Source organism: Roseobacter sp. HKCCD7870, assembly GCF_037830315.1.
GTDB lineage: Bacteria > Pseudomonadota > Alphaproteobacteria > Rhodobacterales > Rhodobacteraceae > M30B80.
The window spans coordinates 49,521-75,969 of the sequence record NZ_JBBLYO010000002.1 but is presented as its reverse complement, the minus strand read 5'-3'; the positions used below and the strand labels follow the sequence as shown (position 1 = coordinate 75,969).

Below are 26,449 nucleotides of genomic sequence, written 5' to 3'. Positions count from 1 at the left end.
TCAAAAACTTGTTGTAAACTGATCGTGATCGATAGCGGTGTGCCTGATCGGGAAATCAGGCCAAGGATGGGGCCACTGTCGACTTTGCGAAACCGCCCAATGGAGGGGGCAAGGACGCAAAATTTGGGGATCGGGGAGGATCTGTTTTAGTCATCACATGAGCTGCGTTTGTGTCGTTTGTTTACGTTGAACAAGCACGAACCGCCATATTTCCACGAAGGGATCGGGGTGAGCGACACCCAAGCTGCGGCGCGGCACCCTTTGTCAAACGACATCCGCGCCGCCACCTTTGAGGGAGAACCACATTGCCAACGACTTCGAAATTCCCTGACCTTCTTGCTGGCGCGCATATTGACGCGGATAAATACACAGCAATGTATAAGGCCTCCATTTCCGATCCCGAGGCGTTCTGGGGCGAACAAGGCAAGCGCCTTGATTGGATCAAGCCCTACACCAAGGTCAAAAACACCTCCTTTGCCTATGACAATGTAGATATCCGTTGGTATGAGGACGGCACGCTGAACGTAGCGGCCAACTGCATTGATCGTCATCTGGCAACGCGCGGCAATCAGACCGCGATTTTGTTTGAACCAGACGATCCCAACGAAGCCGCGCAGCATATCACCTACTCACAGCTTGGCGATGAAGTGGGTCGTTTTGCCAACACCCTGAAATCATTGGGCGTCAAGCGTGGTGATCGTGTTGTTCTCTATTTGCCGATGATCCCCGAGGCCGCCTATGCCATGCTGGCCTGCGCGCGCATCGGCGCGATCCACTCCGTGGTCTTCGCGGGCTTCTCACCTGACGCATTGGCAAATCGGATCAATGACTCGGAAGCACGGGTTGTCATTACTTCGGACGGCGCCCCCCGCGGCGGTCGCGTGACCGATCTGAAATCTAACGTGGATATGGCGCTTTTGCATTGTGATGACCATGTGAAATGCTTGGTCGTGAAGCGCACAGGTCAAGATGTAACTTGGGCAGATGGTCGCGATATCTGGTATCATGAGGCCTCTGCGGGCCAATCCACCGCCTGCCCTGCGGAAGAAATGAACGCTGAAGATCCGCTGTTCATTCTTTACACCTCGGGCTCAACGGGCAAGCCGAAGGGTGTTGTTCATACGTCAGGCGGCTATCTGACTTATGCTGCGATGACGCATCAGTACACGTTCGACTATCATGATGGCGATGTGTTCTGGTGCACCGCAGATGTAGGCTGGGTGACAGGCCACAGCTATATCATCTACGGCCCGCTTGCGAATGGCGCGACAACCTTGATGTTTGAAGGCGTGCCAACCTATCCTGACGCGGGTCGTTTCTGGGCTGTTTGTGAAAAGCACAAAGTGAACCAATTCTACACCGCCCCTACAGCCATTCGTTTGCTGATGGGTCAGGGTAATGAATTCGTCACCAAATATGATCTCTCTAGCCTCAAGCTTTTGGGGTCGGTGGGCGAGCCTATCAACCCCGAAGCATGGAATTGGTATAATGACGTTGTTGGCAAGGGGAACTGCCCCATTGTTGACACATGGTGGCAGACCGAAACGGGCGGCCATTTGATTACGCCTATGCCAGGTGCAACCAAACTTAAGCCGGGCTCAGCGACAAATCCATTCTTCGGCGTTCAGCCCGTGCTGTTGGATGCGACCACAGGTCAAGAAATCCACGAAACCGCCGCAGAAGGCGTTTTGTGTATCAAAGACAGCTGGCCTGGTCAGATGCGCACCCTGTGGGGCGATCCTGACCGCTTTGTGCAAGCTTATTTCAGTGACTATAAAGGTTATTACTTCACTGGGGACGGATGCCGCCGCGACGAAGATGGCTATTACTGGATCACGGGCCGCGTGGATGATGTGATCAACGTGTCGGGCCACCGCATGGGCACAGCCGAAGTTGAATCGGCGCTTGTGGCACACGAAAAAGTATCAGAGGCCGCAGTTGTGGGCTTCCCCCATGATATCAAAGGTCAGGGGATCTACTGCTACGTCACGTTGATGGCGGGCGAAGAGCCCTCCGAAGAATTGCGGGCAGAATTGACCAATTGGGTGCGTAAAGAGATCGGCCCAATTGCAAAACCAGACGCGCTGCAATTTGCACCTGGCCTGCCCAAAACGCGGTCGGGGAAAATCATGCGCCGCATTTTGCGTAAGATTGCCGAAAACGATTTCGGCAGCCTTGGTGACACATCAACCTTGGCAGATCCAAGCGTGGTGGATGACCTCATCGCCAATCGCATCGTTAAGTAACGCGTGGAATTCAGTAAATGACGGCAGATACGATGACACGACCAGTTAACTTAATCCTTCTCGGGCCTCCGGGCGCTGGGAAGGGCACCCAAGCCCGCATGCTAGAAGAGGCATTCGGGCTTGTGCAGCTGTCCACTGGTGACTTGCTGCGTGGCGCAGTCAATGCAGGCACACCCGCAGGCTTGGCCGCGAAATCGGTTATGGAAAAGGGCGAGTTGGTCTCGGATGAGATTGTGCTCGCCGTTCTCGAAGAACGCCTTCAGCAGCCCGATGTGGCCGCAGGCACAATTCTGGATGGTTTTCCCCGCACCGCCGCGCAAGCCGAGGCGCTTGATGGCCTTTTGGCGGCACGCAACCAGCAGATTGACGCTGTCATCAGCCTTGAGGTGGATGATGAAGCGATGGTGGCCCGCGTATCGGGTCGCTATACCTGCGCCGATTGTGGCGAAGGATATCATGACGAATTCAAGCAACCCGCAACAGCGGGTGTTTGTGACAAATGTCAGGGCAGCTCGTTTAAGCGCCGCCCTGATGATAATGCCGAAACAGTGCGCACGCGCCTGTCGGCATATCATGCCCAAACGGCCCCCCTTATCGACTATTACAATGCCCGCGGCACGCTTAGCAAAGTCGCGGCTATGGGGGCTATTGACGATATTGCCAAGGCACTTGGCAAGATCGTGTCCCACCTCACTGGGGCGTAATTGGGCAAAAGAATTCTGTCGGCGCCTTAGGAGGAGGCGGCGTCAGATGTCACCGTTGGGGCAGTGCCTCACTGGTTAGAAACCGAAGGGAGATATCAATGGCCGAAAAGGCAAATAACTCTGAATACTGGGCCGCGAACATCCGCTTGGTCACCCTATGCTTGGTGATCTGGGCGCTGTGTTCCTATGGCTTTGCTATTCTTTTCCGCCCGATGCTTAGCGGCATCGCGGTGGGTGGCACAGATCTGGGCTTCTGGTTTGCTCAGCAAGGTTCAATCCTCGTATTCCTTGTTCTGATTTTCTTCTACGCATCGCGTATGAACAAATTAGACAAAGAATATGGCGTGGACGAAGAGTAAGGGACGGGCCAGATTATGGATCAAACAACACTCAATATTATCGTTGTGGGGCTGTCGTTTGCGCTCTACTTCGGTATCGCGATTTGGGCCCGCGCGGGTTCCACATCTGAATTCTACGCCGCAGGGCGTGGTGTTCCGCCTGTCTTGAACGGTATGGCAACTGCAGCTGACTGGATGTCGGCAGCCTCCTTCATCTCAATGGCAGGTCTTATCGCATTCGTAGGCTATAACAACTCGACCTTCCTAATGGGCTGGACGGGCGGTTACGTGCTTATGGCGATGCTTCTTGCGCCCTATTTGCGCAAATTTGGCAAGTATACGGTTCCTGAGTTCGTAGGCGACCGTTTCTACAGCCAAACTGCACGCGTTGTGGCCGTAGCCTCACTGATTGTGATGTCCGTGACTTACGTTATCGGTCAGATGACTGGTGCTGGCGTGGCTTTCTCTCGCTTCCTCGAAGTTGACAAAACAACGGGTCTCTACATTGCCTCCGCAACCGTATTCGTTTACGCGGTTTTAGGCGGTATGAAGGGCATCACTTATACACAGGTGGCGCAGTATTGTGTTCTGATCACTGCGTATACGATCCCTGCTGTGTTCATCTCACTGCAACTGACTGGTAACCCAATCCCAAGCCTCGGCCTCTTCTCCGAGCACACCGCCTCTGGCCAGCCTCTGCTGGCCACATTGGACGGCTTGCTGACGGATCTGGGCTTCAATGCTTACACCACAGGCTCTAGCCCATGGTTGATGGCTTTGTTTACCTTGTCTCTAATGATTGGTACCGCGGGTCTGCCCCACGTGATCATTCGCTTCTTCACCGTTCCCAAAGTGTCAGACGCACGTTGGTCTGCTGGCTGGGCACTGGTGTTCATCGCGCTGCTTTACCTAACCGCTCCTGCGGTGGGCGCTATGGCTCGTTTGAACATCATGACCACCATGTGGCCAAATGGCGTTGAAGGTGAGCCTGTTGCACAAGCTGATCTGCCTGATTGGTTCAACACTTGGTCAGTGACTGGCCTTCTGGCTGTTGAAGACAAGAACGGCGATGGCCTAATCCAGTACTACAATGAAAATAATGCTGGTATGGCTGAAATGGCAGCTGAGCGTGGTTGGGCAGGAAACGAGCTTGTTACGTTCAACCGTGACATCCTCGTTTTGGCAAACCCAGAAATCGCACAGCTTCCAGGTTGGGTTATCGCTCTGATCGCGGCAGGTGGTCTGGCAGCGGCTCTGTCCACAGCGGCGGGTCTTCTGTTGGCGATCTCCTCTTCCATCAGTCACGACTTGATCAAGTCGGTGATCAATCCTGACATCTCCGAAAAAGGCGAGCTTATGGCCGCCCGTATATCGATGGCAGGCGCGATTGCTTTGGCAACCTATCTTGGTCTGAACCCTCCAGGCTTCGCGGCGCAAACCGTGGCTCTGGCATTCGGTCTGGCAGCAGCTTCGCTGTTCCCAACACTGATGATGGGTATCTTCTCCAAGCGCATGAACTCCGCAGGTGCAACAGCAGGTATGCTTGCAGGTCTGATTTCAACCTGTCTCTACCTGTTCACATTCTTGGGTTGGTTCTTCATCCCAGGCACCAACATGCTGGATAACACTGCAGCGAACTACCTGTTCGGCATCCCACCAACCCATTTCGGGCCAGTGGGCGCATTGCTGAACTTTGCCGTTGCATTCGCAGTATCCCGCGTGACAGCAGAGCCTCCGCAGGAGATCCAAGACCTCGTGGAATCCGTACGTATCCCACGTGGCGCAGGTGCAGCCATCAACAAGTGATCCTTTGATCACTTAGGGGCTACCCCTCAAGAAAAATGGGCGCATTCCGATCAATCGGGATGCGCCTTTTTCATAAATAGTCTAGGCTGAGCCAGACCGACCAAACAGACCTAGATCCAGATGCCAAAAGAAATCCTGACACTTCTGTCACAAACGCACCCCTATGACAGCTTACCGCATGATTATCTGGCGGAACTGGCAGGGCAGGTGAACCGCTCCATGGCGAAAGCGGGCGCTGTGATTTATCACGCGGGCGCGCCGCTTGAGGCGCTTTACCTCATCGTGTCAGGGCAGGTTGATATCACCGAACCCAATGGTGAACTGGTCTCGATCCTCGGCCCCAAAAACTCCTTCGGAGAGCGTGGCTTGATGCGCGATGGTATTGCGCCTGTCACCGCAACCGCCGTGAAACCAACCGAACTATTGGAGATCTCGGCGCCACTTTTCCATAAATTGGTGAAAGAGCACCCCGCCTTTCTAGATTTCTTTGACCGCACCCGCCCAGCCCGCGCCAAGCGCAGTGCATTATCGACCCAAACCTTGGGCGATTTAATGACGCGCAATCCTCTGACCTGCACAGCGCAAGACAGCTTGCTGAGCGCCGCGCAGAAGATGCGGGATCACCGCGTCTCTTGCTTGCTTGTCACCTCCGAAACGGGGGCGCTGCAAGGGATCATCACCACACGCGACTTAACCAATCGCGCGATGGCGGCGGGGCTGCCATCAGACACGGCCGTGGCCGAAGTGATGACGCGTGATCCCAAGACCTTGCCCGCCTCCGCCCTCGTAGCTGATGCGCTGCATTTGATGGTCGAGCATGGGTTTACCCATATGCCCGTCATGGATCGCGGGCAGCCCGAAGGCATATTAAGCCAGACCGATATGATGCGCTTTCAGGCGACCAGTTCCGCCTCAATCATCATGGATATCGCCTATGCCGCGAATAGCGCAGAAATTGCCAAATATGTAAAAGGCATCCCTGCCCTTTTGATGCAATTGGTTGGGGCAAATAATGATCATCGAGTGGTCACACGCCTGATCACCGATATCGGCGATGCCGCGACCCGGCGGTTGCTAAAACTTGCAGAAGACCATCTTGGGCCGCCGCCTGTGCCCTATCTGTGGCTGGCCTGCGGCAGCCAAGGCCGGCAAGAACAAACGGGCGTGTCCGACCAAGACAATTGCCTAATCATAGACGATGCTATGCGCCCAGAAGATGACGCTTATTTCGCCGCTTTGGCAAAATTCGTCTCTGATGGTTTAGATGAGGCAGGCTATTTCTATTGCCCAGGTGATATGATGGCGACCGCCGCGCGTTGGCGGCAACCCTTACGCGTTTGGCGAAACTATTTCTCGAAATGGATCAACAAACCCAACACCGAGGCGCAGATGTTGGCATCGGTGATGTTTGACCTGCGGCCCATTGGCGGCACGATGGCCCTGTTTGACGATCTTCACGCATCGACCCTTGCAGAGGCTTCGGGAAATTCGATTTTTGTGGCTCATATGATTTCCAATTCGCTCAAGCATACGCCCCCGCTTGGTCTCTTTCGGGGCTTTGCCACTGTCCGGTCGGGCGAGCATAAAGATCGCATTGATCTCAAGCATAACGGCGTTGTGCCCGTGGTGGATTTGGGGCGCATCTATGCGCTGAAAGGACAGTTGACCGAAGTAAACACCCGCGCGCGCTTGGTTGCCGCAATTGACGGAGGTACGGTTTCTGCCTCGGGCGGACGGGATTTATTGGATGCCTATGACATGATCGCGGAAGCGCGGCTTGCGCATCAAGCGCGCCAAATCCGCAATGGCCACGCGCCCGATAATTTCATGGCGCCTGCTTATTTATCCGATTTTGATCGAAGTCATCTCCGCGATGCCTTCGTTGTGATTAAAACAATGCAATCGGCAATCGGACAGCGGAGCGGGTTTCTATAACCCCCGCGCCTGTTTTTGGTTGTCACGAAAAGAGAAAGACCAACGAAATGCAAATGTTCCTCGTCCTTATTGCGGCACTGTCCTCGGCCTTTGCAGGGGCAGGCATCGCCTATGGCCTGCGCCGCCTGATAGGAGAGCGGATACCAAAGTGGTTCGTGCCTGCAGGCGCAGGGCTCGCGATGATCCTGACCACGATATCCCTCGAATATTCATGGGCGCGCGGCGTCATGGCCACCCTGCCCTCAGACACTGTAATGATCGCCACCCGCGAACAGCGCGCAGTTTGGCAGCCGTGGACATACGTGAAGCCATGGATCAAAGGCTTTGTCGCAGTTACCCCGTCAGAGACTGTCGAAACAGTCGAAGGCTCAGGCCAATGGGTTGTGCAAACGCGCCTGCACGAGCGGTGGCAACCCGCGATCATCAAGCCCATCTTGGTGGATTGCACGACCCCCGCCCGCGCAGAGATTTTTCCAACCACCAGTTTTGATACCGATGGCCGCGCCCAGAATGCCGATTGGTTAGCGGTTTCCCCTGATGATCCGTTGATTGCCGTGGTCTGCCCAACTCTGGGCGGCTAGGCCGCGTCACCGCTGCGGGAGGAGGAGGCCCGCACGCCCATGTTCACCCATCTTAGTTTGCGTTTGCGCATCTTTTTGTTCTTTGCGCTCTTGGCCCTTGGGGGCGCGGCCCTGCTGACCGCGGGTCTGGTGATCGGGTATGTTCGCTTGGGCGAGGATCACGCGCTATCGGCCTTTATCACCGCAGGGGCGGTTGGGGCATTTGCAATTATCGGCCTGTCTGCTTGGGTTTGGACAAAGTTCGATGAATATGTCGCCCGCCCCCTTGAGGCATTGGCCGCGGATATGCGCGCCCGCGCTCATGCCGATGTGGATGATGAAATCAATCCAAACTATGCGCGATATTTGGGTGATTTAGCCCCTGCTGCTGCGGCTGTTGCCGCGCATTTGACCGAAACGCGCAACGCAATAGCATTGGCCGTGGGGCGTGAAACAGCACGGCTCGGCCTTGAGAAGCAGCGGCTTGAAACCTTACTGGCTGAAATTCCCGATGGGGTCGTGTTCTGCACGCCTGACCATAAAATCGCGCTTTACAATGGCAAGATGCGGGACCTCTTCAATGATGATGAGGGGTTGGGTCTGAACCGCCCCCTTGATCAGCTTTTGCGCATGGCCCCCTTGCGCGAGGCTTATGGCAGGCTGTTGCGCGCACAGAGCGCCAAGGGCACGGATATTTTGGTAACAACCCGCCACGATGCCCGCCTTTTCGAGGCACGGATGCGCTTATTCTGGCTCGAAGGTCAGGAAACAGCCGATCCTGCCTATCTCTTGTGCTTGCAAGACCAATCCAAAGATTTGGCACTGCATGGCACGCGCGAGGCTTTGTTTGCCGATTTAATTGAGGCCGTGGATGCCGTTTTGCCAGACCTGCCCCAAGGGGCGCCGCGTACGCAGTTGGAAAAGACGTTGCGCGATGTGCAAAAAGAAAAAGCCAAAACCGATACAGCTTGGTGGCCCCTTGAGCAGCTTGACCTATCCGATATCGCAATCGCGCTTGCCACGCGCTTGGCGCAAAAGGATATCCAACTCCAGTATGACGCGCTGCCTGACCTGCGACTGCGCGCCGATGGCTTTGCCATCAGCCGCTTGTTAGAGCGCCTGACGCTGTCGTGGATTGGCGCGGGGGCGTCTGACATTCGACTTGCGGCCCGACTGACAGAGGGAGAGGCCATTCTTGACCTGCAGGGAGATGCAAAGGCCCCTGACGCGGCACGGCTCAATGATTGGTTAGACAGCCCCCTGATCACGGGCCATTCACGCTTTGCGGGGGCCGATGTTTTGCGCAGCCACGGCGCCAAGATCGAAGCCACAGATCAACGGATCAGCCTGTCCCTAGCCGCCGCCCCCGAAGCGCTACAAACGCCGCGCGTGATCCAATATGATTTTGACCTGTTGCAAACCGCACTGCCTGCTGAGCTGTTACAGGTCCCGCTGAAGAACTTGTCTTTCGTGGTGTTCGATACAGAAACCACCGGGTTGAACCCGCAAGTCGATGAAATCTGTCAGATTGCCGCGATGCGGATCGTAAACGGCAAATTGGTCGAGAGCGAACGCTTTGATACATTGGTCAACCCTGCGCGCAAAATCCCTGCGGCCTCAACAGCGGTGCATCAGATCACCAATGAGATGGTGGCAGACGCCCCATCGGTTGTTGATGCCTTATCGCGATTTCATCGCTTTGCCGATGGCGCGGTTCTGGTGGCCCATAACGCCCCCTTTGACATGGCCTTTCTACAGCGGCGCGAAGGGGCCATTGGCGCGCGTTTTGATCAGCCGATCTTGGACACTGTTCTGTGTTCGGCCATCCTTTTTGGTCAGTCTGCGGAACACACATTGGACGCGCTATGTGACCGCCTTAGCATCCGCATGCCCGACAATGCCCGTCATACCGCACTTGGCGACACATTGGGAACGGCGCGGGCCTTTGTGAAGATGTTGCCCATGCTTGAGGCGACAGATATCCAAAATCTGGGACAGTTGATCACGGCCTTTGATCGTCATGCGCGACTCTTGCGCCATTTGAACTAAGGCGCGAAGGCTTGACATTCCCCTCTGCGCGCGCGTAAGAGCGGCACAACTTCCAGCAAGCTTTAGCTTTCTGGTCTTAGGATATGTCCAAGATCGCCCCCCGTCAGCGAGTTTCGCCCACGGGGGCCTTGGTGCATTGCAATGCGGTGGCCTGATGCACAGATCACCAATGAGATGACGCGACAAAGGGGCCTTGGCCAATGTTTGAAACACTTTCAGAACGCCTCTCCTCGGTCTTTGAGGGGCTGACAAAGCAAGGCGCTTTGTCTGCTGATGATGTGAAAACAGCCCTGCGCGAAGTGCGGGTGGCCTTGCTTGAGGCAGATGTCTCTTTGCCCGTGGCGCGGGAATTTATTCGCGCGGTCGAGAAAAAGGCCACAGGCGCTGCGGTGACCAAATCGGTGACCCCGGGTCAACAGGTCGTCAAAATTGTGCATGACGAATTGATCGCCACGCTTCAGGGCGAAGGCGAGATTGGCGCACTGAAAATCGACAACCCGCCTGCACCCATCCTGATGGTGGGTCTGCAAGGCTCAGGGAAAACCACGACAACCGCGAAACTGGCCAAGCGCCTGAAGGAGCGCGAAGGCAAGCGCGTGTTGATGGCATCCCTTGACACAAACCGCCCTGCCGCGATGGAGCAGTTGGCCATCCTTGGCCAACAAATTGGCGTGGATACCCTGCCCATCATCCAAGGTGAAAACCCTGAGACGATTGCAAAGCGTGCCAAAACCCAAGCGGGGCTTGGTGGCTATGATGTCTATATCCTCGACACCGCAGGGCGCTTGCATATTGATCAAGACCTGATCGCGCAGGCCGCAGCCGTGCGTGACATTGCCAACCCGCGCGAGACACTCTTGGTCGTGGATGGCCTCACGGGCCAAGATGCGGTGAATGTTGCGCAGGAATTTGACGATAAAATTGGCGTCTCTGGTATCGTTTTAACTCGTATGGACGGCGATGGTCGCGGCGGCGCGGCACTGTCGATGCGCGCAATCACGGGCAAACCGATCCGCTTTGTGGGTTTGGGTGAAAAGCTCGAGGCGCTTGAAACATTCGAAGCACAGCGTGTCGCTGGCCGCATCTTAGGCATGGGCGATATCGTGGCCCTTGTTGAAAAAGCCCAAGAAACCCTTGAGGCTGAACAGGCCGAGCGCATGATGAAGCGCTTCCAAAAAGGTCAGTTCAACATGAACGATCTTAAAGGCCAGTTAGAGCAGATGCTGAAAATGGGCGGGATGCAGGGCATGATGTCGATGATGCCGGGCATGGCCAAGATGCAAAAGCAGCTTGATGATGCAGGGCTTGATGACAAGGTGATCAAACGCCAGATCGCGCTGATCCAATCCATGACAAAGCGGGAAAGGGCCAACCCTGACCTTTTGCAGGCAAGCCGCAAAAAGCGCATTGCCGCAGGCGCAGGGCAAGATGTCTCTGACCTGAACAAACTTTTGAAAATGCACCGCCAAATGGCCGATGCGATGAAGAAGCTTGGCAAAATGGGCAAAGGCGGGATGCTCAAGCAGGGCCTTGGCGCATTAATGGGCAAAGGCGCACCCAAAGATTTGGCGGGCATGGACCCTTCAGCAATGGATCCCAAAGCGATGGAGGCCGCAGCCCGCAAGATGGGGCTTGGCGGCTTGGGTGGTGGCGGCGGTCTGCCGCCCCTGACGGGCTTTGGCAAAAAGAAATAAAGGGATCGCATCATGACCGATACAGCCGCCCGCGCCGCAGCGCTGCTCAAGGAACATCGCGCCTCAATTGATCGCTTAGACGCAATCCTTGTCTATACCCTTGGCGAGCGGTTCAAGCACACCCAAGCCGTAGGGAAGTTGAAGGCACAACATGATCTGCCCCCTTCCGACCCAGACCGCGAAGCCAAACAAATCGCGCGGCTTGAGCGTTTGGCTGAGGAGGCCGATCTCGACCCCGAATTCGCCAAGACCTTTCTGAAATTCATCATTCAGGAGGTCATCCGTCACCATGAACAACACATTGAAAACGGGCAATAAACAAAAACGCCCCGATCATCTATCCGAAGGAGAAGACTAACATGGCAATGAAAATCCGCTTGGCCCGTGGTGGCTCGAAAAAGCGCCCATTCTACAGCATCGTGGCCTCTGACAGCCGCATGCCCCGCGATGGCCGCTTCATCGAGAAGCTCGGCACATATAACCCGCTCTTGGCAAAAGACAGCGAAGATCGCGTGAAAATGAACATGGAGCGCGTGAAATACTGGCTCGAGCAGGGCGCACAGCCCACCGACCGCGTAAGCCGTTTCTTGGAAGCAGCTGGCGTGTTGGCCGCGAAAACCCGCAACAACCCGAACAAAGCTGTTCCAGGCAAAAAGGCACAAGAGCGCGCAGAAGAAAAAGCCGCTAAGGCCGCAGAAGCAGCCGAAGCAGCAGCCGCACCTGCACCTGCCGCAGAAGAGGCGCCCGCAGAAGAGGCCGTTGTTGAAGAAGCAGCTGCACCTGAAGAAGCGCCTGCCGCTGAGGAAGCCGCAGAAGAAGCAAAGGCTGAGTAATCAGCCCCCTGCCTTGCCCCCGCTTGTTATGTCTTGGGGGCAAGGCGGCCTTAGGTCCAAGCGTAGATGTGGCTTTGAGTATCTTAAATGCGCCGCCTGATCCTAATTTCGATCCTCTGCCTTGTCGCCTATATAGGTGGGCGCGTTGAAGAACGGCGCAATGCGCAAGCGGCCTGTCTTGCCCTTTCGGGCGAATGGGTCAGCGCAGATCGGTTATGCCTAAGAGAGGGCCCCGTGGAATGAGCGATCAAAACCTGATTTGTGTCGGTGCGATTGCAGGCTCCTTTGGCGTGCGCGGTGAAGTGCGCCTCAAAAGTTTTTGCGCCAATCCCGAAGATATCGGCACTTACACCCCGCTGTTTTCTGAAAAAGGCGACCGAAGCTTTGATCTTAAAATCACCCGTGCGGTCAAAGGTGGCTTTGCCGCGCGGGTTGTTGGGGTCATGACAAAAGAAGCGGCAGATGGCCTTCGCGGCACCCGTTTGTTTGCCCCGCGCACGGCCCTGCCCGCCCTTCCTGATGACGAGTTTTATCACAGCGACCTTCTCGGTCTTAACGTGGTCGACACAGGCGGCGCAGCGCGCGGCAAGGTGGCAGCCGTTTTGAACCATGGCGCAGGTGATATTCTCGAACTGCGCAGCGTGCCCAATCACAAAGGCAGCGTTCTTGTGCCCTTTACACAGGCGGTTGTCCCCACAGTTGACCTCAGCGCCAAGCGCATCGTGATTGATCCGCCAGAAGGCTTGTTTGACGATGACGTCTAAACCACCCCGCAGCTATGGCCGTCTGTCGATTTCGGCCAATGCCACCCCACGCGATTTGATGGGGCCGCAGCGCCTAAAGGATGCATGGTGCGCGAAGGTCATCACACTCTTTCCTGACATGTTTCCAGGTGTCTTGGGGGGCTCGCTGACAGGTAAGGCATTGCAAAGCGGTCTTTGGGCCTTAGACACTATCGACCTGCGCATCTTCGGCGAGGGCAAGCACCGCAATGTTGATAATACGCCCGCAGGCGGCGGCGCGGGGCTGGTCTTGCGTCCCGACATTGTGGGGCGCGCCATGGACATGGCCGCTGATAACACACCACGTGACCCTGCACGCTGGCCGCGTGTCTATCTGTCACCTCGGGGGCGGCCTTTTACACAGGCCGATGCCGCGCGCTTTGCGAGCTGTGACGGCATAACCCTTTTATGCGGGCGGTTCGAAGGGGTGGATCAACGTGTAATTGACCATTACGAGATGGAAGAAATCTCGCTGGGTGATTTTGTTCTGACGGGCGGCGAGATTGCCGCCCAAGCGGTGCTTGACGCCACCATTCGCCTTATTCCGGGTGTCTTGGGAAATTTTGACTCGACCCAAGAAGAAAGTTTTTCCAATGGCCTGTTGGAGCATCCGCATTATACCCGCCCCGCTGAATGGCGCGGGATGGCGATCCCCGAGGTTTTGACATCTGGCAATCACGCCCGCGTTGCGGAATGGCGCCATGCCCAAGCCGAGGCTTTAACGCAATCGCGCCGTCCTGATCTTTGGGCGGAATATCTCTCTAAACAGGGCAAGACAGGGCGCGATAAGGCTTGATCCTTTGGGATTTGCAGCCTATACGCCATCCGTCCGCAGTCGGAATCGGCTGATCGGGCACCTTTGGTTTCTCTTGGGGCTTCGTCCCCGCGCTTTTGCGGAACTTCGGCGCAAGACAGATTAGCCAAAGATCACATTAGGAAAGTCAGCGTGACCTCTGGCGGACACCCCCATATGGGAACAGGTGGATCCGGTCGAAGACCAGAGCTCTCAGATGCGACCACACCTTCGCGGAGCAACCGCGAGCATTTAGAGGAGAAGATCCAATGGATCTGATCGCACAAATCGAGGCGGAACAGATTGCCGCCCTTGGGAAGACTATTCCCGATTTCAAAGCTGGCGACACCATTCGCGTTGGCTTTAAAGTGACCGAAGGGTCGCGTTCTCGTGTGCAGATGTATGAAGGCGTTTGCATCAGCCGTAAAAACGGCAAAGGGATCGCAGGTTCGTTCACTGTTCGCAAAATTTCATTTGGTGAAGGCGTAGAGCGCGTATTCCCCCTCTACTCGACCAATATCGATTCAATCGAAGTGGTGCGCCGCGGCCGTGTTCGCCGCGCGAAGCTGTACTACTTGCGTGATCGCCGTGGTAAGTCGGCCCGTATCGCCGAGAAAACAAACTATCGCGAACTCAGCGATAATGCCGAAGCGTAAGAAGGGCTTAGACGATGAAAAAAGACATCCATCCCGATTACCACGTCATCGATGTCAAAATGACCGATGGTACCGTTGTTCAGATGAAATCCACTTGGGGTTCCGAGGGCGATACGCTTGCGCTGGATATTGACCCTTCTGTGCACCCTGCATGGACAGGTGGTGGCGCGCGCTTGATGGATACAGGCGGCCGCGTTTCCAAGTTCAAAAAGAAATACGAAGGTCTGGGTTTCTAATCCAAACCCACCTGACTATTTCAAAACACCGTCCCTTTGGGACGGTGTTTTTTATTTTAACCACAATTTAAATGTCTTTGCTGCTTAACAGTGCTGAATTCCTTCCGTGTATTGAATGTCAACAGAATGCACCCCAAATGGCACAGCTCTTTCAATTCAGCAGGTGGTATTTCGGGTTATGTAATCCGGCGAATGGACGCCATGATTTCATCCCGCTCGAAGACGTTTTTCCAATCATCGCGCATCAGGGCTGGGATGCCGAATTCGATTGCTTTGTTGCACGCGTCCGAGAAAACACCGTCCTGAACATTAAAGATTACAGCACCCAAAATGTTCATATGACCGAGCAAGAAGTCACGTGCGCATTCCTCAGAAACGCCAGTTTTCACAACTTCGTCCATCGCTTGTTTCATCACGACCAGAAGCGAGGCACAGACGGTTTCGGACAGGCCAGGTTCTAGGTAGGCCATCTGTTCGACCGTCACGCGGTATGTGGTGCGCACGGGCGCGTAGATCGCTTTCGCCACCTCATCGCCGATCGCGTAGTGCTCTTCTGGGCCCTGCATCAGGGCATTCACGACGCCCTGCGGATGAGCCACCCCACCAAAACGATCGAGGCGCGCAGCTTCTTTGGCTTCATTGTGGTAGATCATCGGGTGACATGGGTGGGTCACAAAGTAAGTGATATCTTTTCGTTCTGGCAGATGGCCCGCGAAAGGTGCTGCCGCATCGAGGATCACAACCATTGTGCCTGGGTTCAGTTTGTCGACGATGCTTGTGGCGACAGCGCCAATGGCCGTATCCGGAACAGCAAGAAGCACGACATCAGCGTTAGCAATTGCGGTCTCAGCATCAACGCAATCAACACCAACGGCCTCTTTTAGGCGTGCGCGGCCAGCTTCGCTCACTTCAATGTGGGACACATCAAAGTCAGTTTTAGCCAAATTGAGAGAGCATCGGACTCCCATTTTGCCACCAGCGCCAAAAACTGCCACGTTCGTCATAATATGTTCTCCTACCGCTCTATCCGAGCCCCTTGCATGCTATGCATCTCTGCCCTGCCCACATTGATACTTCGTTTGCCCGTGAAGCGCAAAAGATGAAGATTCTATCAGCTACGACGGCCTATCATACAGAAATAGAAAAAGCCCCGCTCTGCAGAGCGGGGCTTTTTCATCTCATAACGGGGCCAAAGGCCCGCGTGATGATTACTCGTCTTTGTTCAATGCAGCGCCAAGGATATCGCCCAAGCTTGCACCAGAATCGGATGAGCCATACTGCTCGACCGCTTCTTTTTCTTCGGCGATTTCGCGTGCCTTGATCGACAGGCCCAGTTTGCGGGTCTTCGCATCGATATTGGTTACGCGCACATCGATCTTGTCACCAACCGAGAAACGGTCAGGGCGCTGATCACCACGGTCGCGGCTGAGGTCAGAGCGGCGAATGAAGGATTTCATACCTTCATATTCCACTTCCAGACCGCCTTCTTCGACCGAAGTCACAACAACAGTGATGACCGAGCCACGCTTCACGCCGCCAACGGCATCTGCGAATGGGTCGCCATCAACAGCTTTGATCGACAGGGAGATACGCTCTTTCTCAACGTCAACTTCGGTAACAACCGCTTTGACCATATCGCCTTTGCGGTAATCGCCGATCACATCCTCACCACGGCCTTCCCATGTCAGGTCAGACAGGTGAACCATGCCGTCAATGTCGTTGTCGAGGCCGATGAACAAACCGAATTCGGTGATGTTCTTGATCTCGCCTTCAACCGCTGTGCCAACAGGATGGGTTTCTGCAAACACTTCCCATGGGTTGCGCATGGTCTGCTTGAGGCCAAGCGATACGCGGCGCTTGGAGCTGTCGATCTCCAGAACCATTACTTCAACTTCTTGGCTGGTCGAAACGATCTTGCCAGGATGCACGTTTTTCTTTGTCCATGACATCTCAGACACGTGCACAAGACCTTCAACGCCAGGCTCCAGCTCAACAAATGCACCGTAATCGGTAATGTTGGTCACGCGGCCCATGTGAACGGATTCAAGCGGGAATTTCGCTTCAACGGAATCCCATGGATCGTCCAACAGCTGCTTCATGCCGAGGCTGATACGATGGGTGTCTTTGTTGACCTTGATCACCTGAACCTTCACGGTCTCACCAATTGTGAGAACCTCTTTTGGATCATTCACACGGCGCCATGCCATGTCGGTGACGTGCAACAGGCCGTCAACACCGCCCAAGTCAACAAATGCGCCGTATTCGGTGATGTTCTTGACCACACCATCCACGATGTCGCCTTCGCCCAGTTTGCCGATAACTTCGGCGCGCTGCTCGGCGCGGCTTTCCTCAAGGATTGCACGGCGGGACACAACGATATTGCCACGGCGGCGATCCATTTTCAGGATTTGGAATGGCTGCTTGAGGCCCATCAAAGGCCCTGCATCCCGCACGGGGCGCACGTCAACCTGAGACCCAGGCAAGAACGCAACAGCACCGCCCAGATCAACGGTGAAGCCACCTTTGACGCGGCCAAAGATTGCACCATCGACACGCTCTTCTGCGGCATATGCTTTTTCCAAGCGATCCCATGCGGCTTCGCGGCGGGCCATTTCGCGGCTCAAAACCGCTTCGCCACGCGCGTTTTCCACATTGCGCAAGTAAACCTCTACCTCATCACCAACTGCGATTTCGGGGGCCTCGCCGGGATTTGCGAATTCTTTAAGGTCGATGCGGCCTTCCATTTTGTAGCCCACATCAATGATGGCTTGGCCCGCTTCGATTGCGATGACCTTACCAGTGACAACCGCACCTTCTGCGGGGGTATCAATCTCGAAGCTTTCGTTCAGAAGGGCTTCGAATTCTTCCATAGTTGCTTTAGCGCACATAAATATTCAGTTCCTTTTCATAGAGCTATTCGGGCCATGCGGTTGTCTCCGCAGGTCTTTGGTTTCGTTTTCAATCGCCCCCTCGAAAATGATGAAGGGCCGGAGGATATCCCGACCCTGCTCAATCCGAGACGTTGACCGTCTGCTTGATTGCGTGGCTCATACAGTCATTGCGCCAGTATGACAAGGGTTTTGGCCATTTTTCACACTAGCCCTTGAGGCGGGCTGTCACATGTTCTGCCGCAAGGCGAACAGCTGCCTCAATGTCCAAATCGCTGGTGTCGATCACCACCGCATCCTCGGCGGCACGCAATGGGGCATCTGCACGCGACATATCGCGGCTGTCGCGCTCAATGATCTCGTTCAAGATCTGCGCTTCATCTCCCCCAAGTTCCAAATAGCGGCGATGCGCGCGCACTTCGGGGCGGGCTGTGATGAATAATTTCAAATCCGCATCGGGGCAGATCACCGTGCCAATATCGCGCCCATCCAAAACAGCGCCGCCACTTTGACGGGCAAACTCGCGTTGAAATGTCACCAAGGCACTGCGCACCTCGGGGATCACAGCAACTTTTGAGGCAGCTTGCCCCGCCGCATGGCTGCGCAGATCAGTGCGGGCCAGATCGGCGGCTGTCAGATTTTGCGCGGCCATCTGAGGCGCGACCCCATCGGCCACTTTTGCCCCAACGGCCCGATAAAGCAGGCCTGTATCGAGATGGTCAAAGCCAAATTGATCAGCCAAGCGGCGGCTTATCGTGCCCTTACCTGCGGCCGCAGGCCCATCAATGGCGACCGTGAAAATCAAACGTCCACCTCGCCAAGCGTGGCGCCAAGCCCCCGCATCAGATCAATGAAGATGGGGAATGAAGTCGTAATTGGCCCGCCATCATCAATTTGCACGGGTTCTTTCGTGGACAGCCCCAAGCACAAGAAAGACATGGCGATCCGATGATCCAAATGCGTTGCACATATCGCGCCGCCTTGCACACCGCCCGCACCGCGGCCCTGCACAATCCACCAATCAGGGCCATCTTCCACCTCAACCCCATTTGCGCGCAGACCTGTGGCCATGGCATCAATGCGGTCGCTTTCCTTGACGCGCAGTTCTTTGACCCCGCGCATCACAGTCGCGCCCGTGGCATTCGCGGCCACAACCGACAGAATTGGGTATTCATCAATCATACTTGCGGCGCGCTCAGGCGGAACTTCGATCCCCTTGAGATCAGGTGAGAAACGCGCACGGATGTCTGCCATTGGCTCTCCGCCTTCATCGCGGATGTTTTCATAGGTCAAATCCGCCCCCATCTCGATCAGGGTTTCAAACAAACCTGCGCGGGTGGGGTTAAGGCCGATATTTGGCACCAATACATCTGAGCCTTCCGTGATAAGCGCCGCACAAATTGGGAAGGCCGCGGAGGAGGGATCACGGGGCACAGTGATATCCTGTGGGCGCAATTCTGGTTGGCCCTCTAAGGTGATCACGTGCCCCTCATCGGTCTGCTCGCTCGTAATCGTTGCGCCAAAACCCGCAAGCATCCGTTCGGTATGATCCCGCGTGGCCTCTTCTTCGATGACCACAGTTTGTCCGCGCACATTCAAGCCCGCCAACAGAACCGCAGATTTGACCTGTGCTGAGGGCACAGGCAACTTGTAGCGCACAGGCACGGGGGTTTCCGCACCGATAATCGTCATCGGCAAGCGCCCGCCTGAGCGCCCAAAGGACTGTGCACCAAAAAGGGCGAGCGGGTCTGTGACCCGTGCCATGGGGCGCTTATTGAGACTTGCATCGCCTGTAAAGGTGGCGGCAATGGGGGTTGTGGCCATAGCGCCCATAATCAGACGCACACCCGTTCCAGAATTGCCGCAATCAATCACATGATCAGGCTCGGCAAAGCCGCCAACACCAACGCCGTCCACATGCCACTCGCCATCCGCAATACGCGTGACGCGGGCACCAAAGGAGGCCATCGCCTTGGCCGTATCCAAAACATCTTGCCCCTCAAGCAACCCTTTGATGCGCGTCTGCCCGATGGCCATCGCACCAAAAATAAGGCTGCGATGCGAGATGGATTTATCACCTGGCACATGCGCCTCGCCCGACAAACCCGCTGATTTCCGCGCCTTCATTTTGATAGGTTTTCCGTGGGCAGACATGCTTCATTCCCTCGCAAATTAACTTGGCCCATCTGATAGCGGTGACAGCCCGCCGCGTCCACAGGCTTTGGGGATATCACCCCAACCGACGGAAGGTCAGATAATGGGGAACCCGCCCCTCCCGCAGGGCTTTTTGTTCGTAACGGGTGGAAATCCAATCGCCCCAAGGTTTGCGCCAATCCCCTGGCCCTTCGGCCAACCATTCAAACCCTGCCTTTGGAACTTCCTCCAATGTCTGGCGGACATAGTCGGGAATATCAGTGGCAACCCGAAAAATCGCGCCAGGCTGCAAAACCCGCGCCAAAGGTTCCAAATGCTCCGGCGTGACGAAACGGCGGCGATGGTGGCGTTTCTTCGGCCACGGATCAGGATAAAGCAAAAACGCACGCGCGATTGATGCATCAGGCAGCACATCAAACATATCGCGCACATCGCCCGGAAAAACCCGCAGATTGGCGACACCGCTGGCGCGGATTTTGCCAAGCAGCATGGCCACGCCATTGATATAGGGCTCGCAACCAATCAACCCGACATCGGGGTTCAGCGCGGCTTGATGCACCATGTGCTCGCCGCCGCCAAACCCAACCTCAAGCCAAACATCGCGCCCGCCAAACAGCGTCTCAAGATCAAGGGCTGTGCGATCGGGGTTCTCATCCCAATCAACCGCACCAGGACTAAGCTTGGCCAAGTCTTGTTCCAAATAGGCTTCTTGACTGTCGCGCAGGTTATGCCCTTTGCGGCGGCCATAGAAATTGCGGTGGGGTCTGGCTTCGGTCATCTTTGAAAGAAGGCCCCAACCAAATCGGTCAGGGCCATACTCCATGTGCAAGGTTCAAATTAGAGCGCTGATTTGATCGCATCGACCAGATCAGTGCGCTCCCACGAGAAGCCACCATCTGCCTCGGGGGCGCGGCCAAAATGGCCATAGGCCGCGGTGCGCTGGAAGATTGGCTTATTCAAGCCCAAATGCAGGCGAATGCCGCGTGGGGTCAGGTTCATCGCCTGTGCCACGGCGCGCTCAATCGCGGCCTCATCGACATTGCCCGTGCCATGTGTGTCGGCATAGATCGACAAAGGCTTGGCCACGCCAATCGCATAGGACAGCTGAATAGTGCAGCGATCTGCAAGACCTGCAGCCACCACGTTTTTCGCCAAATAGCGCGCCGCATAGGCGGCTGAGCGATCCACCTTGGTCGGGTCTTTGCCCGAGAACGCACCGCCGCCATGTGGGGCCGCGCCACCATAGGTGTCTACGATGATCTTGCGCCCTGTGAGGCCCGCATCGCCATCAGGGCCACCAATGACGAATTTACCCGTTGGATTAACGTGCCATTCTGTGGCGGCGGTCAGCCACCCCTCGGGCAGCACTTCGCGGATATAAGGCTCGACCAAGTCCCGCACATCAGCGGAGGTCATGCTTTCGTCCAGATGCTGTGTCGACAAAACCAAGGAAGTGATTTCAACTGGCTTGCCATCCTCGTAGCGCACAGAAAGCTGCGATTTCGCATCTGGCCCAAGCTGCGGGGCCGCGCCAGACTTTCGTGCCTCAGCCAAACGGCGCAGGATCGCATGGGAATATTGGATCGGGGCGGGCATCAGATCAGGTGTTTCATTGGTGGCAAAGCCAAACATGATCCCTTGGTCGCCTGCACCCTCGTCTTTATCCTCTGCGGCGTTCACGCCTTGTGCAATATGGGCGGATTGCTCGTGCAAGAGGTTGGTGATCTCACAGGTTTTCCAATGGAATTTGTCCTGCTCATACCCAATGTCGCGCATACACGCGCGGGCGATATCTTCGATACGGCCCATATAGTCGCGCAGTTTATCTTGGTCAGACAAACCAACCTCGCCACCGATCACAACGCGATTGGTCGTGGCGAAAGTCTCGCAAGCAACACGCGCTTCGGGTTCTTCGGACAAAAACGCGTCCAAGACCGCATCAGAGATACGATCACATACTTTATCAGGATGACCTTCCGAAACGGATTCGGAGGTGAAAACATAGTGCTTACGGGACATGATAAGTGCTCCATTGGGGTTAAAGCCGCCACGTCAGGAAGCCGTTGTGGGGCCAAGATTGCGCCGCTTTATCTTCAAGTGCGGGTGGGATCAACCATATCAACACGCCGCTTGCGCAAAAATGCGCCCAAGAGCCCCAAAAGCATCACCCCATAAGCTACATCCCCAAACCGCGCATAAAGGGTCGGAGGTAAGGATGGGGGCAAGGTGGCATCAATTACACCCATCTCTCCCATTCCCAAAGCAGACACGATTTCGCCACGCGCATCTATAACGGCGCTGACCCCTGTATTGGCGGCGCGCAAAACGGGCAAACCTTGCTCTGCTGCGCGCAGCTGAAGCAGGGCCAAATGCTGATAAGGGCCTGAAAACTGACCAAACCACGCATCATTGGTGGCATGAAACATCCAATCAGGGCGCGGCACATCCATGATATAATGCGGGAAAATTGCCTCGTAACAGACCATCGGGAATACCGTTCCAAGATCTGCGCCGAGGTCAAAGACCTGTGGCCCTGACCCGCGCGAGAAACTAAGACCCATGCGATTTGCGAGCCCGTGTAACCCCATTTCGCGCGCAAGGGATTGCAAGGGCATATATTCCCCGAAAGGCACCAAATGGTGCTTATCATAGGTTGCAGTCACTGCGCCCGTTTGATTCACCAGTGCAAGGGTGTTATAGGCAACCACCCCCTCAAGGCGTTGTGCGCCCAAAATCAACAGGCCACCGCCTGCAGCAGCAGCCAGATCTTGGCGGATGGTTTCGGTGTTCTCCAAGAGCGAAGTTAAAACCGTTTCAGGATAAAGCACCAAATCAGGCAGTGCGCCCCCTGCCTCACGGACGGGCAGAGCGGTAAGATCAAGAATCCGATCTTGAAAAAACGGCTTCATCTCGGGCCGCCATTTGAGGTCTTGTGCAGCATTGGGTTGAATGATGCGGATGAGCGGCGCATCTGGGGCCGCCTGTGGCGCGGGAAAGACTGGCGTGAACACCCAAAGCGCCACAATGCCACCCAACAGCCCCCCAAAGAAACGCCATGCCCCATTAATTGCAAAATGGGCCAAATGACCTGCCAGACCGAGCAGCAAAAAGCCCATCCCATGCGCACCGATGACCCCCGCCAAAATCCGCAAATTGGTGCCAATCATGGCGTGGCCAAACATTGCCCAAGGAAACCCCGTCAGGATATAGGCGCGCAGATATTCCCCAAATGACAGCGCCAGAACAATCGCCATGATGCGGGCCGCACGGCCTTGGGGACGGGCCAAGGCGCAGATCGCCCAGACGGGCAGTGCCAAAAACAGGGCCAACCCACCTGATAAGCCCAAAATCGCGAAAGGGGCCATCCACCCCTCTTGCGCCGCATAGACCATGAAGGGCTCGACAATCCAATGCAGCGCAAGGATGAAATAGCCCAATCCCCCCCAAAACGCGGAAACCGCCGCGGCCTTAGGGGTTGGCGATTGGGCTAAGAGATAGATCAAAGCGCCCAAACCCAATGGGGTCGCGATGAGTATGTTAAATGGCGCAATGCCCAGAGCCGCGCCTAAACCTGCGCAAAGTGCCAACAGACGCGGATCGCGCAGCCGTGTCATGATCACGCAGCGTCACCTTTGGGCAATCGCACACGCAACCGTTTGATCCGCCGCGCATCGGCATCGACAACCTCAAACTCGGCACCAGAAGGGTGCGGAACGATTTCCCCGCGCGCGGGAATACGCCCCGTCAGTTTGAACACCAAACCACCAAGGGTGTCGATTTCCTCATCTTCGTAAGTGTCCAGCAGTTTGATCCCAATCTCGGCTTCAAACTCGTCTAATTGGGCGCGGGCAAGGGCGAGATAAGCGCCTGATTTCTCATGGCTCCATGGGCTGTCTTCTTCGACATCATGCTCATCTTCAATCTCACCGATGACCTGTTCGATCAAATCTTCGATGGTCACCAAACCATCGACACCGCCATATTCGTCAATCACCAAAGCCATATGGGTGCGCTCGGTCTGCATTTTTTGCAGAAGCACCCCAATCGGCATGGAGGGCGGCGCATAAAGCAAGGGCCGCAGCATAGAGCGTAAATCGAAATCACATTCCGACTTGTGAAAGCCATGGCCCAAAGCAACGTCTTTCAAATGGACGAGGCCGATAGGGCTATCGAGGGTGCCATCGTAAACTGGCAGGCGCGTGTTGCCGCTTTCGCGAAACACCGCGATGAGATCGTCAAGGCTGATATCAGCGGGCACCGCCGTTATCTCGACACGCGGGATAGACACATCCTCGACCCGCAAACGGCGCAGATTGGACATGCCAAATTGCGCAAAGGATTTACCCTCGCTTGCAGGGTGGCTCAGGCTTTCGCCTTCGGCATGATCTGAATGATCGAGGCCTGATGGGCTAGACCCAAAAAGACGGGAGAAGAAACTTTGCCTTTGCGGCAGAGGCTCGTCATCAAGGGGCGCGCTTTGCGCCGCAATAGACGAGGGTTCGGGATTTGAGCTCATAGCCCCTTTCCAAGGTTACACTGACAAAACTTGTGCCATCCGCCCTAATATGGGTCAGCAACCCCCAGTCTGGCAAGGATGCGTGTCTCTAAACTTTCCATCACCGTGGCATCGGGGTCATTTATATGATCAAATCCCAACAAATGAAGGATCGAATGAACCATCAAATGGGTCAAATGATCATCAAAATCTTTGCCCTGCTCCTCCGCCTCGCGGGCGCAAGTCTCATAGGCGACTGCAATATCGCCCAATTCATGTGGTGGGCCATCCGCGGCGGGGGTCGGCAATTTGGGCATTTGACCAAGGGGCAGGTCAATCTCTTCTGCGGGCCAAGACAACACATTGGTCGGTGTCGGCTTGGCGCGAAAATCGCTGTTTAGGGTTGCGATGCGGGTATCGTCACAGGCCAAAACCGAAACTGCAAACCGCGCAGGATCAAGCGCAAGCTCGGCACAAATACCGTCTGCCGCGCGCGCAGTGACATCTTCAATGTCACAAACCAGCCACGCAGGGGTTTCGATCAGAATGTCGATTTCCATGCGCCTTGCGCCTAACCTTTAACTTCATCGGCGTCATAGGCCTCGATAATCTTGGCGACCATCGGATGACGCACCACATCTTTTGCGGTGAAATAGTTAAAGCTGATCCCTGAGACAGCACCCAAAATGCGTTCGGCCTCAGCAAGGCCAGAATTTACGCCGCGCGGCAAATCAACCTGACTGCGATCACCCGTGATAACCATACGGCTGCCGCGTCCCAGACGGGTCAAGAACATCTTCATTTGCATTGTGGTTGCGTTTTGGGCTTCGTCCAAAACCACATAGGCATTGGCCAATGTCCGCCCCCGCATGAACGCCAAAGGTGCAATTTCAATGGTTTTTTCTTCCATCAATTTCTGCAGTTGCCGACCAGGCAGAAAATCATGCAGCGCATCATAAAGGGGCTGCATATAGGGATCAACCTTGTCCTTCATATCCCCAGGCAAGAATCCCAAACGCTCGCCCGCTTCTACGGCGGGGCGCGACAAGATGATCCGATCCACATGGCCATTGATCAAGCGGTTCACAGCGACAGCAACCGCCAAATAGGTTTTTCCCGTTCCCGCAGGGCCAATCCCAAAGGCCAGTTCGTTTTTTAGCAAGTTTTGAACATAGGCTTTTTGCGCATCGGTGCGAGGCTCGACCGTTTTCTTGCGGGTGCCGATTTCCAACGAGGATGCACCAAACATTTCAATCTGATCACCCGCCCGAACGCCTGTCCCCTCAACAGAGCCACGCATACGGATTGCGCCCTCGACATCTTCGGCCTCTACTGATTTTCCTGCCTCTAATCGCGCATAGAGACTGCCCAAAACTTCGGCCGCGCGCTCCCGCGCCTCGCCATGCACGGCCAATTGGTTGCCACGGCGAATGATCTGCACAGACAGCGTTGTTTCAATTTGCGTGAGATTTCGGTCGAATTCTCCACAAAGGTCGATCAGAAGGCGATTGTCAGGAAAGCTCAGCTGCAAATCTGCAGGGGGGCCAGATTTAGGGGTGGCGGGTGCGCTCAACGTGGACAATGCCAACATACTCTCCTTCGCTCAGAGAAGATTCCTGGGTTGAGAGTGCCAAGCCCTCGCGGCCAAATCAATAGCTAGTGTGATATGCACGAAAATTTCACATATCTAGGCGACAGATGACCGATTTTTGCGCCTAGAACAGACCAGCAGAGCGAATATCAGGCACAGGCACAACCCCACCCGTGGCGTAGTCACCAACAACTGAATTTGGCGGCGCAACAGCCGTGCAAACAGGCAAGCCAGACACAGGATCACGGCGGCGCGACCAATACCCTTCCGCGCCATCGCCAATCATCCAAATGTGGCAACCATCAGGGTCGACATAGATGGCAGCCTGTAATTGGCTAAGGTCTTTTGCGTCAAAACCGCGATCGGCGACCCAATGCATACAACCGTCAGGATCAATCCAGATCCCCGGCTGCACGCGGCCAGAAATAGCCCCACTCTGCCCCGCCGCGAATTGTGGCACAAAGGCAAGCAGCCCAATCGCCAAAAACCGCACGGCATGTGCCATTCCATGTTGGATAAAGCTGTTCAAAAGCACGCCCAATCTCAAAATTCTTTCCCTGCGACCATCCAGCTAAAATGCGGAAGAATGGTTAACAGCGCGATTATTCGAGAGAATATCCGAGCAATTTCGCTTCGGAAAGAAAAATATATCAATATTTATATATAAATTGATAAACAATCTCAACAAA

25 protein-coding genes, 1 pseudogene and 1 riboswitch are annotated in these 26,449 nt (G+C 55.5%); of the genes and pseudogenes, 15 read left to right on the top strand and 11 right to left on the bottom strand.

Annotation, left to right across the window (positions count from 1 at the left end):
• The first annotated feature begins 305 nt into the window (after window positions 1-305).
• The 15 genes and pseudogenes from acs (at window position 306) to rpmE (ending at window position 14,632) form a co-directional block, all read left to right on the top strand.
• A complete protein-coding gene (gene acs / locus AAC637_RS08745) occupies window positions 306-2,246 on the top strand; it encodes an acetate--CoA ligase (protein ID WP_340303230.1) in 1,941 nt (646 codons plus the stop codon).
• Between the two features lie 17 nt (window positions 2,247-2,263).
• Window positions 2,264-2,950 (top strand): adenylate kinase, encoded by a 687-nt coding sequence (locus tag AAC637_RS08740; protein ID WP_340254155.1) that lies wholly within the window; start codon window positions 2,264-2,266, stop codon window positions 2,948-2,950.
• A 98-nt stretch (window positions 2,951-3,048) separates the two neighbouring features.
• Window positions 3,049-3,309: a DUF4212 domain-containing protein gene (locus AAC637_RS08735; RefSeq protein ID WP_340303229.1), complete on the top strand. Its 261-nt coding sequence runs from the start codon at window positions 3,049-3,051 to the stop codon at window positions 3,307-3,309.
• Between the two features lie 15 nt (window positions 3,310-3,324).
• Window positions 3,325-5,094 (top strand): sodium:solute symporter family protein, encoded by a 1,770-nt coding sequence (locus AAC637_RS08730; protein ID WP_340303228.1) that lies wholly within the window; start codon window positions 3,325-3,327, stop codon window positions 5,092-5,094.
• Window positions 5,095-5,214: 120 nt separating this feature from the next.
• A complete protein-coding gene (locus tag AAC637_RS08725; RefSeq protein ID WP_340303227.1) occupies window positions 5,215-7,029 on the top strand; it encodes a DUF294 nucleotidyltransferase-like domain-containing protein in 1,815 nt (604 codons plus the stop codon).
• 53 nt (window positions 7,030-7,082) lie between these two features.
• Window positions 7,083-7,610 (top strand): hypothetical protein, encoded by a 528-nt coding sequence (locus AAC637_RS08720; protein ID WP_340303226.1) that lies wholly within the window; start codon window positions 7,083-7,085, stop codon window positions 7,608-7,610.
• Window positions 7,611-7,649: 39 nt separating this feature from the next.
• On the top strand, window positions 7,650-9,638 hold the full coding sequence (locus AAC637_RS08715; RefSeq protein WP_340303225.1) for a 3'-5' exonuclease: 1,989 nt from the start codon (window positions 7,650-7,652) through the stop codon (window positions 9,636-9,638).
• A gap of 200 nt (window positions 9,639-9,838) precedes the next feature.
• Entirely contained in the window at window positions 9,839-11,332 is a 1,494-nt protein-coding gene (gene ffh / locus AAC637_RS08710; RefSeq protein WP_340303224.1) for a signal recognition particle protein, read from the top strand.
• Window positions 11,333-11,344: 12 nt separating this feature from the next.
• Window positions 11,345-11,650 (top strand): chorismate mutase, encoded by a 306-nt coding sequence (locus tag AAC637_RS08705; protein WP_317655731.1) that lies wholly within the window; start codon window positions 11,345-11,347, stop codon window positions 11,648-11,650.
• Window positions 11,651-11,691: 41 nt separating this feature from the next.
• Window positions 11,692-12,087, top strand: a pseudogene (rpsP, locus tag AAC637_RS08700) (30S ribosomal protein S16); the annotation flags it as partial.
• Between the two features lie 165 nt (window positions 12,088-12,252).
• Window positions 12,253-12,408, top strand: a complete 156-nt coding sequence (locus AAC637_RS08695; protein WP_340254140.1) for a hypothetical protein — start codon at window positions 12,253-12,255, stop codon at window positions 12,406-12,408.
• The gene (gene rimM, locus AAC637_RS08690) at window positions 12,405-12,929 is read left to right on the top strand and encodes a ribosome maturation factor RimM (RefSeq protein ID WP_340244548.1); all 525 of its coding nucleotides are present in this window, start codon (window positions 12,405-12,407) and stop codon (window positions 12,927-12,929) included. Before AAC637_RS08695 ends, rimM begins: the two co-directional genes overlap by 4 nt.
• Window positions 12,919-13,743, top strand: coding sequence for a tRNA (guanosine(37)-N1)-methyltransferase TrmD (gene trmD, locus AAC637_RS08685; RefSeq protein WP_340303223.1), 825 nt, complete (start codon window positions 12,919-12,921; stop codon window positions 13,741-13,743). The genes rimM and trmD overlap by 11 nt, the downstream gene beginning before the upstream one ends.
• A gap of 266 nt (window positions 13,744-14,009) precedes the next feature.
• Window positions 14,010-14,396 carry a 50S ribosomal protein L19 gene (gene rplS, locus AAC637_RS08680; protein ID WP_317655735.1) on the top strand — a complete coding sequence of 129 codons (387 nt, stop codon included), beginning with the start codon at window positions 14,010-14,012 and terminating at the stop codon, window positions 14,394-14,396.
• Window positions 14,397-14,410: 14 nt separating this feature from the next.
• A complete protein-coding gene (gene rpmE, locus AAC637_RS08675) occupies window positions 14,411-14,632 on the top strand; it encodes a 50S ribosomal protein L31 (RefSeq protein ID WP_317655736.1) in 222 nt (73 codons plus the stop codon).
• Between the two features lie 176 nt (window positions 14,633-14,808).
• Here the strand turns inward: rpmE and AAC637_RS08670 are convergent, their stop codons facing one another.
• From AAC637_RS08670 to AAC637_RS08620, 11 genes are all read right to left on the bottom strand, one after another.
• Window positions 14,809-15,636, bottom strand: coding sequence for a phosphogluconate dehydrogenase C-terminal domain-containing protein (locus AAC637_RS08670; RefSeq protein ID WP_340303222.1), 828 nt, complete (start codon window positions 15,634-15,636; stop codon window positions 14,809-14,811).
• 204 nt (window positions 15,637-15,840) lie between these two features.
• Complete coding sequence (gene rpsA, locus AAC637_RS08665) at window positions 15,841-17,520, bottom strand: 30S ribosomal protein S1 (RefSeq protein ID WP_340244555.1); 1,680 nt, start codon at window positions 17,518-17,520, stop codon at window positions 15,841-15,843.
• 208 nt (window positions 17,521-17,728) lie between these two features.
• Window positions 17,729-18,325 (bottom strand): (d)CMP kinase, encoded by a 597-nt coding sequence (locus AAC637_RS08660; protein ID WP_340303221.1) that lies wholly within the window; start codon window positions 18,323-18,325, stop codon window positions 17,729-17,731.
• Complete coding sequence (aroA, locus tag AAC637_RS08655) at window positions 18,322-19,674, bottom strand: 3-phosphoshikimate 1-carboxyvinyltransferase (protein WP_340303220.1); 1,353 nt, start codon at window positions 19,672-19,674, stop codon at window positions 18,322-18,324. The genes AAC637_RS08660 and aroA overlap by 4 nt, the downstream gene beginning before the upstream one ends.
• A gap of 76 nt (window positions 19,675-19,750) precedes the next feature.
• Entirely contained in the window at window positions 19,751-20,452 is a 702-nt protein-coding gene (trmB, locus tag AAC637_RS08650; RefSeq protein ID WP_340303219.1) for a tRNA (guanine(46)-N(7))-methyltransferase TrmB, read from the bottom strand.
• Window positions 20,453-20,511: 59 nt separating this feature from the next.
• Window positions 20,512-21,693: a methionine adenosyltransferase gene (gene metK / locus AAC637_RS08645; RefSeq protein ID WP_340303218.1), complete on the bottom strand. Its 1,182-nt coding sequence runs from the start codon at window positions 21,691-21,693 to the stop codon at window positions 20,512-20,514.
• Between the two features lie 6 nt (window positions 21,694-21,699).
• A riboswitch (SAM-SAH riboswitch) is annotated at window positions 21,700-21,749 on the bottom strand.
• Between the two features lie 18 nt (window positions 21,750-21,767).
• The gene (gene lnt / locus AAC637_RS08640) at window positions 21,768-23,288 is read right to left on the bottom strand and encodes an apolipoprotein N-acyltransferase (protein ID WP_340303217.1); all 1,521 of its coding nucleotides are present in this window, start codon (window positions 23,286-23,288) and stop codon (window positions 21,768-21,770) included.
• A 2-nt stretch (window positions 23,289-23,290) separates the two neighbouring features.
• Window positions 23,291-24,190, bottom strand: a complete 900-nt coding sequence (locus AAC637_RS08635; protein ID WP_340303216.1) for a hemolysin family protein — start codon at window positions 24,188-24,190, stop codon at window positions 23,291-23,293.
• Between the two features lie 44 nt (window positions 24,191-24,234).
• Window positions 24,235-24,729 carry an rRNA maturation RNase YbeY gene (ybeY, locus tag AAC637_RS08630; RefSeq protein WP_340303215.1) on the bottom strand — a complete coding sequence of 165 codons (495 nt, stop codon included), beginning with the start codon at window positions 24,727-24,729 and terminating at the stop codon, window positions 24,235-24,237.
• A gap of 11 nt (window positions 24,730-24,740) precedes the next feature.
• Window positions 24,741-25,760: a PhoH family protein gene (locus tag AAC637_RS08625; protein WP_317655747.1), complete on the bottom strand. Its 1,020-nt coding sequence runs from the start codon at window positions 25,758-25,760 to the stop codon at window positions 24,741-24,743.
• A 124-nt stretch (window positions 25,761-25,884) separates the two neighbouring features.
• Window positions 25,885-26,265 carry a hypothetical protein gene (locus tag AAC637_RS08620; RefSeq protein ID WP_340303214.1) on the bottom strand — a complete coding sequence of 127 codons (381 nt, stop codon included), beginning with the start codon at window positions 26,263-26,265 and terminating at the stop codon, window positions 25,885-25,887.
• Between the last annotated feature and the right edge of the window lie 184 nt (window positions 26,266-26,449).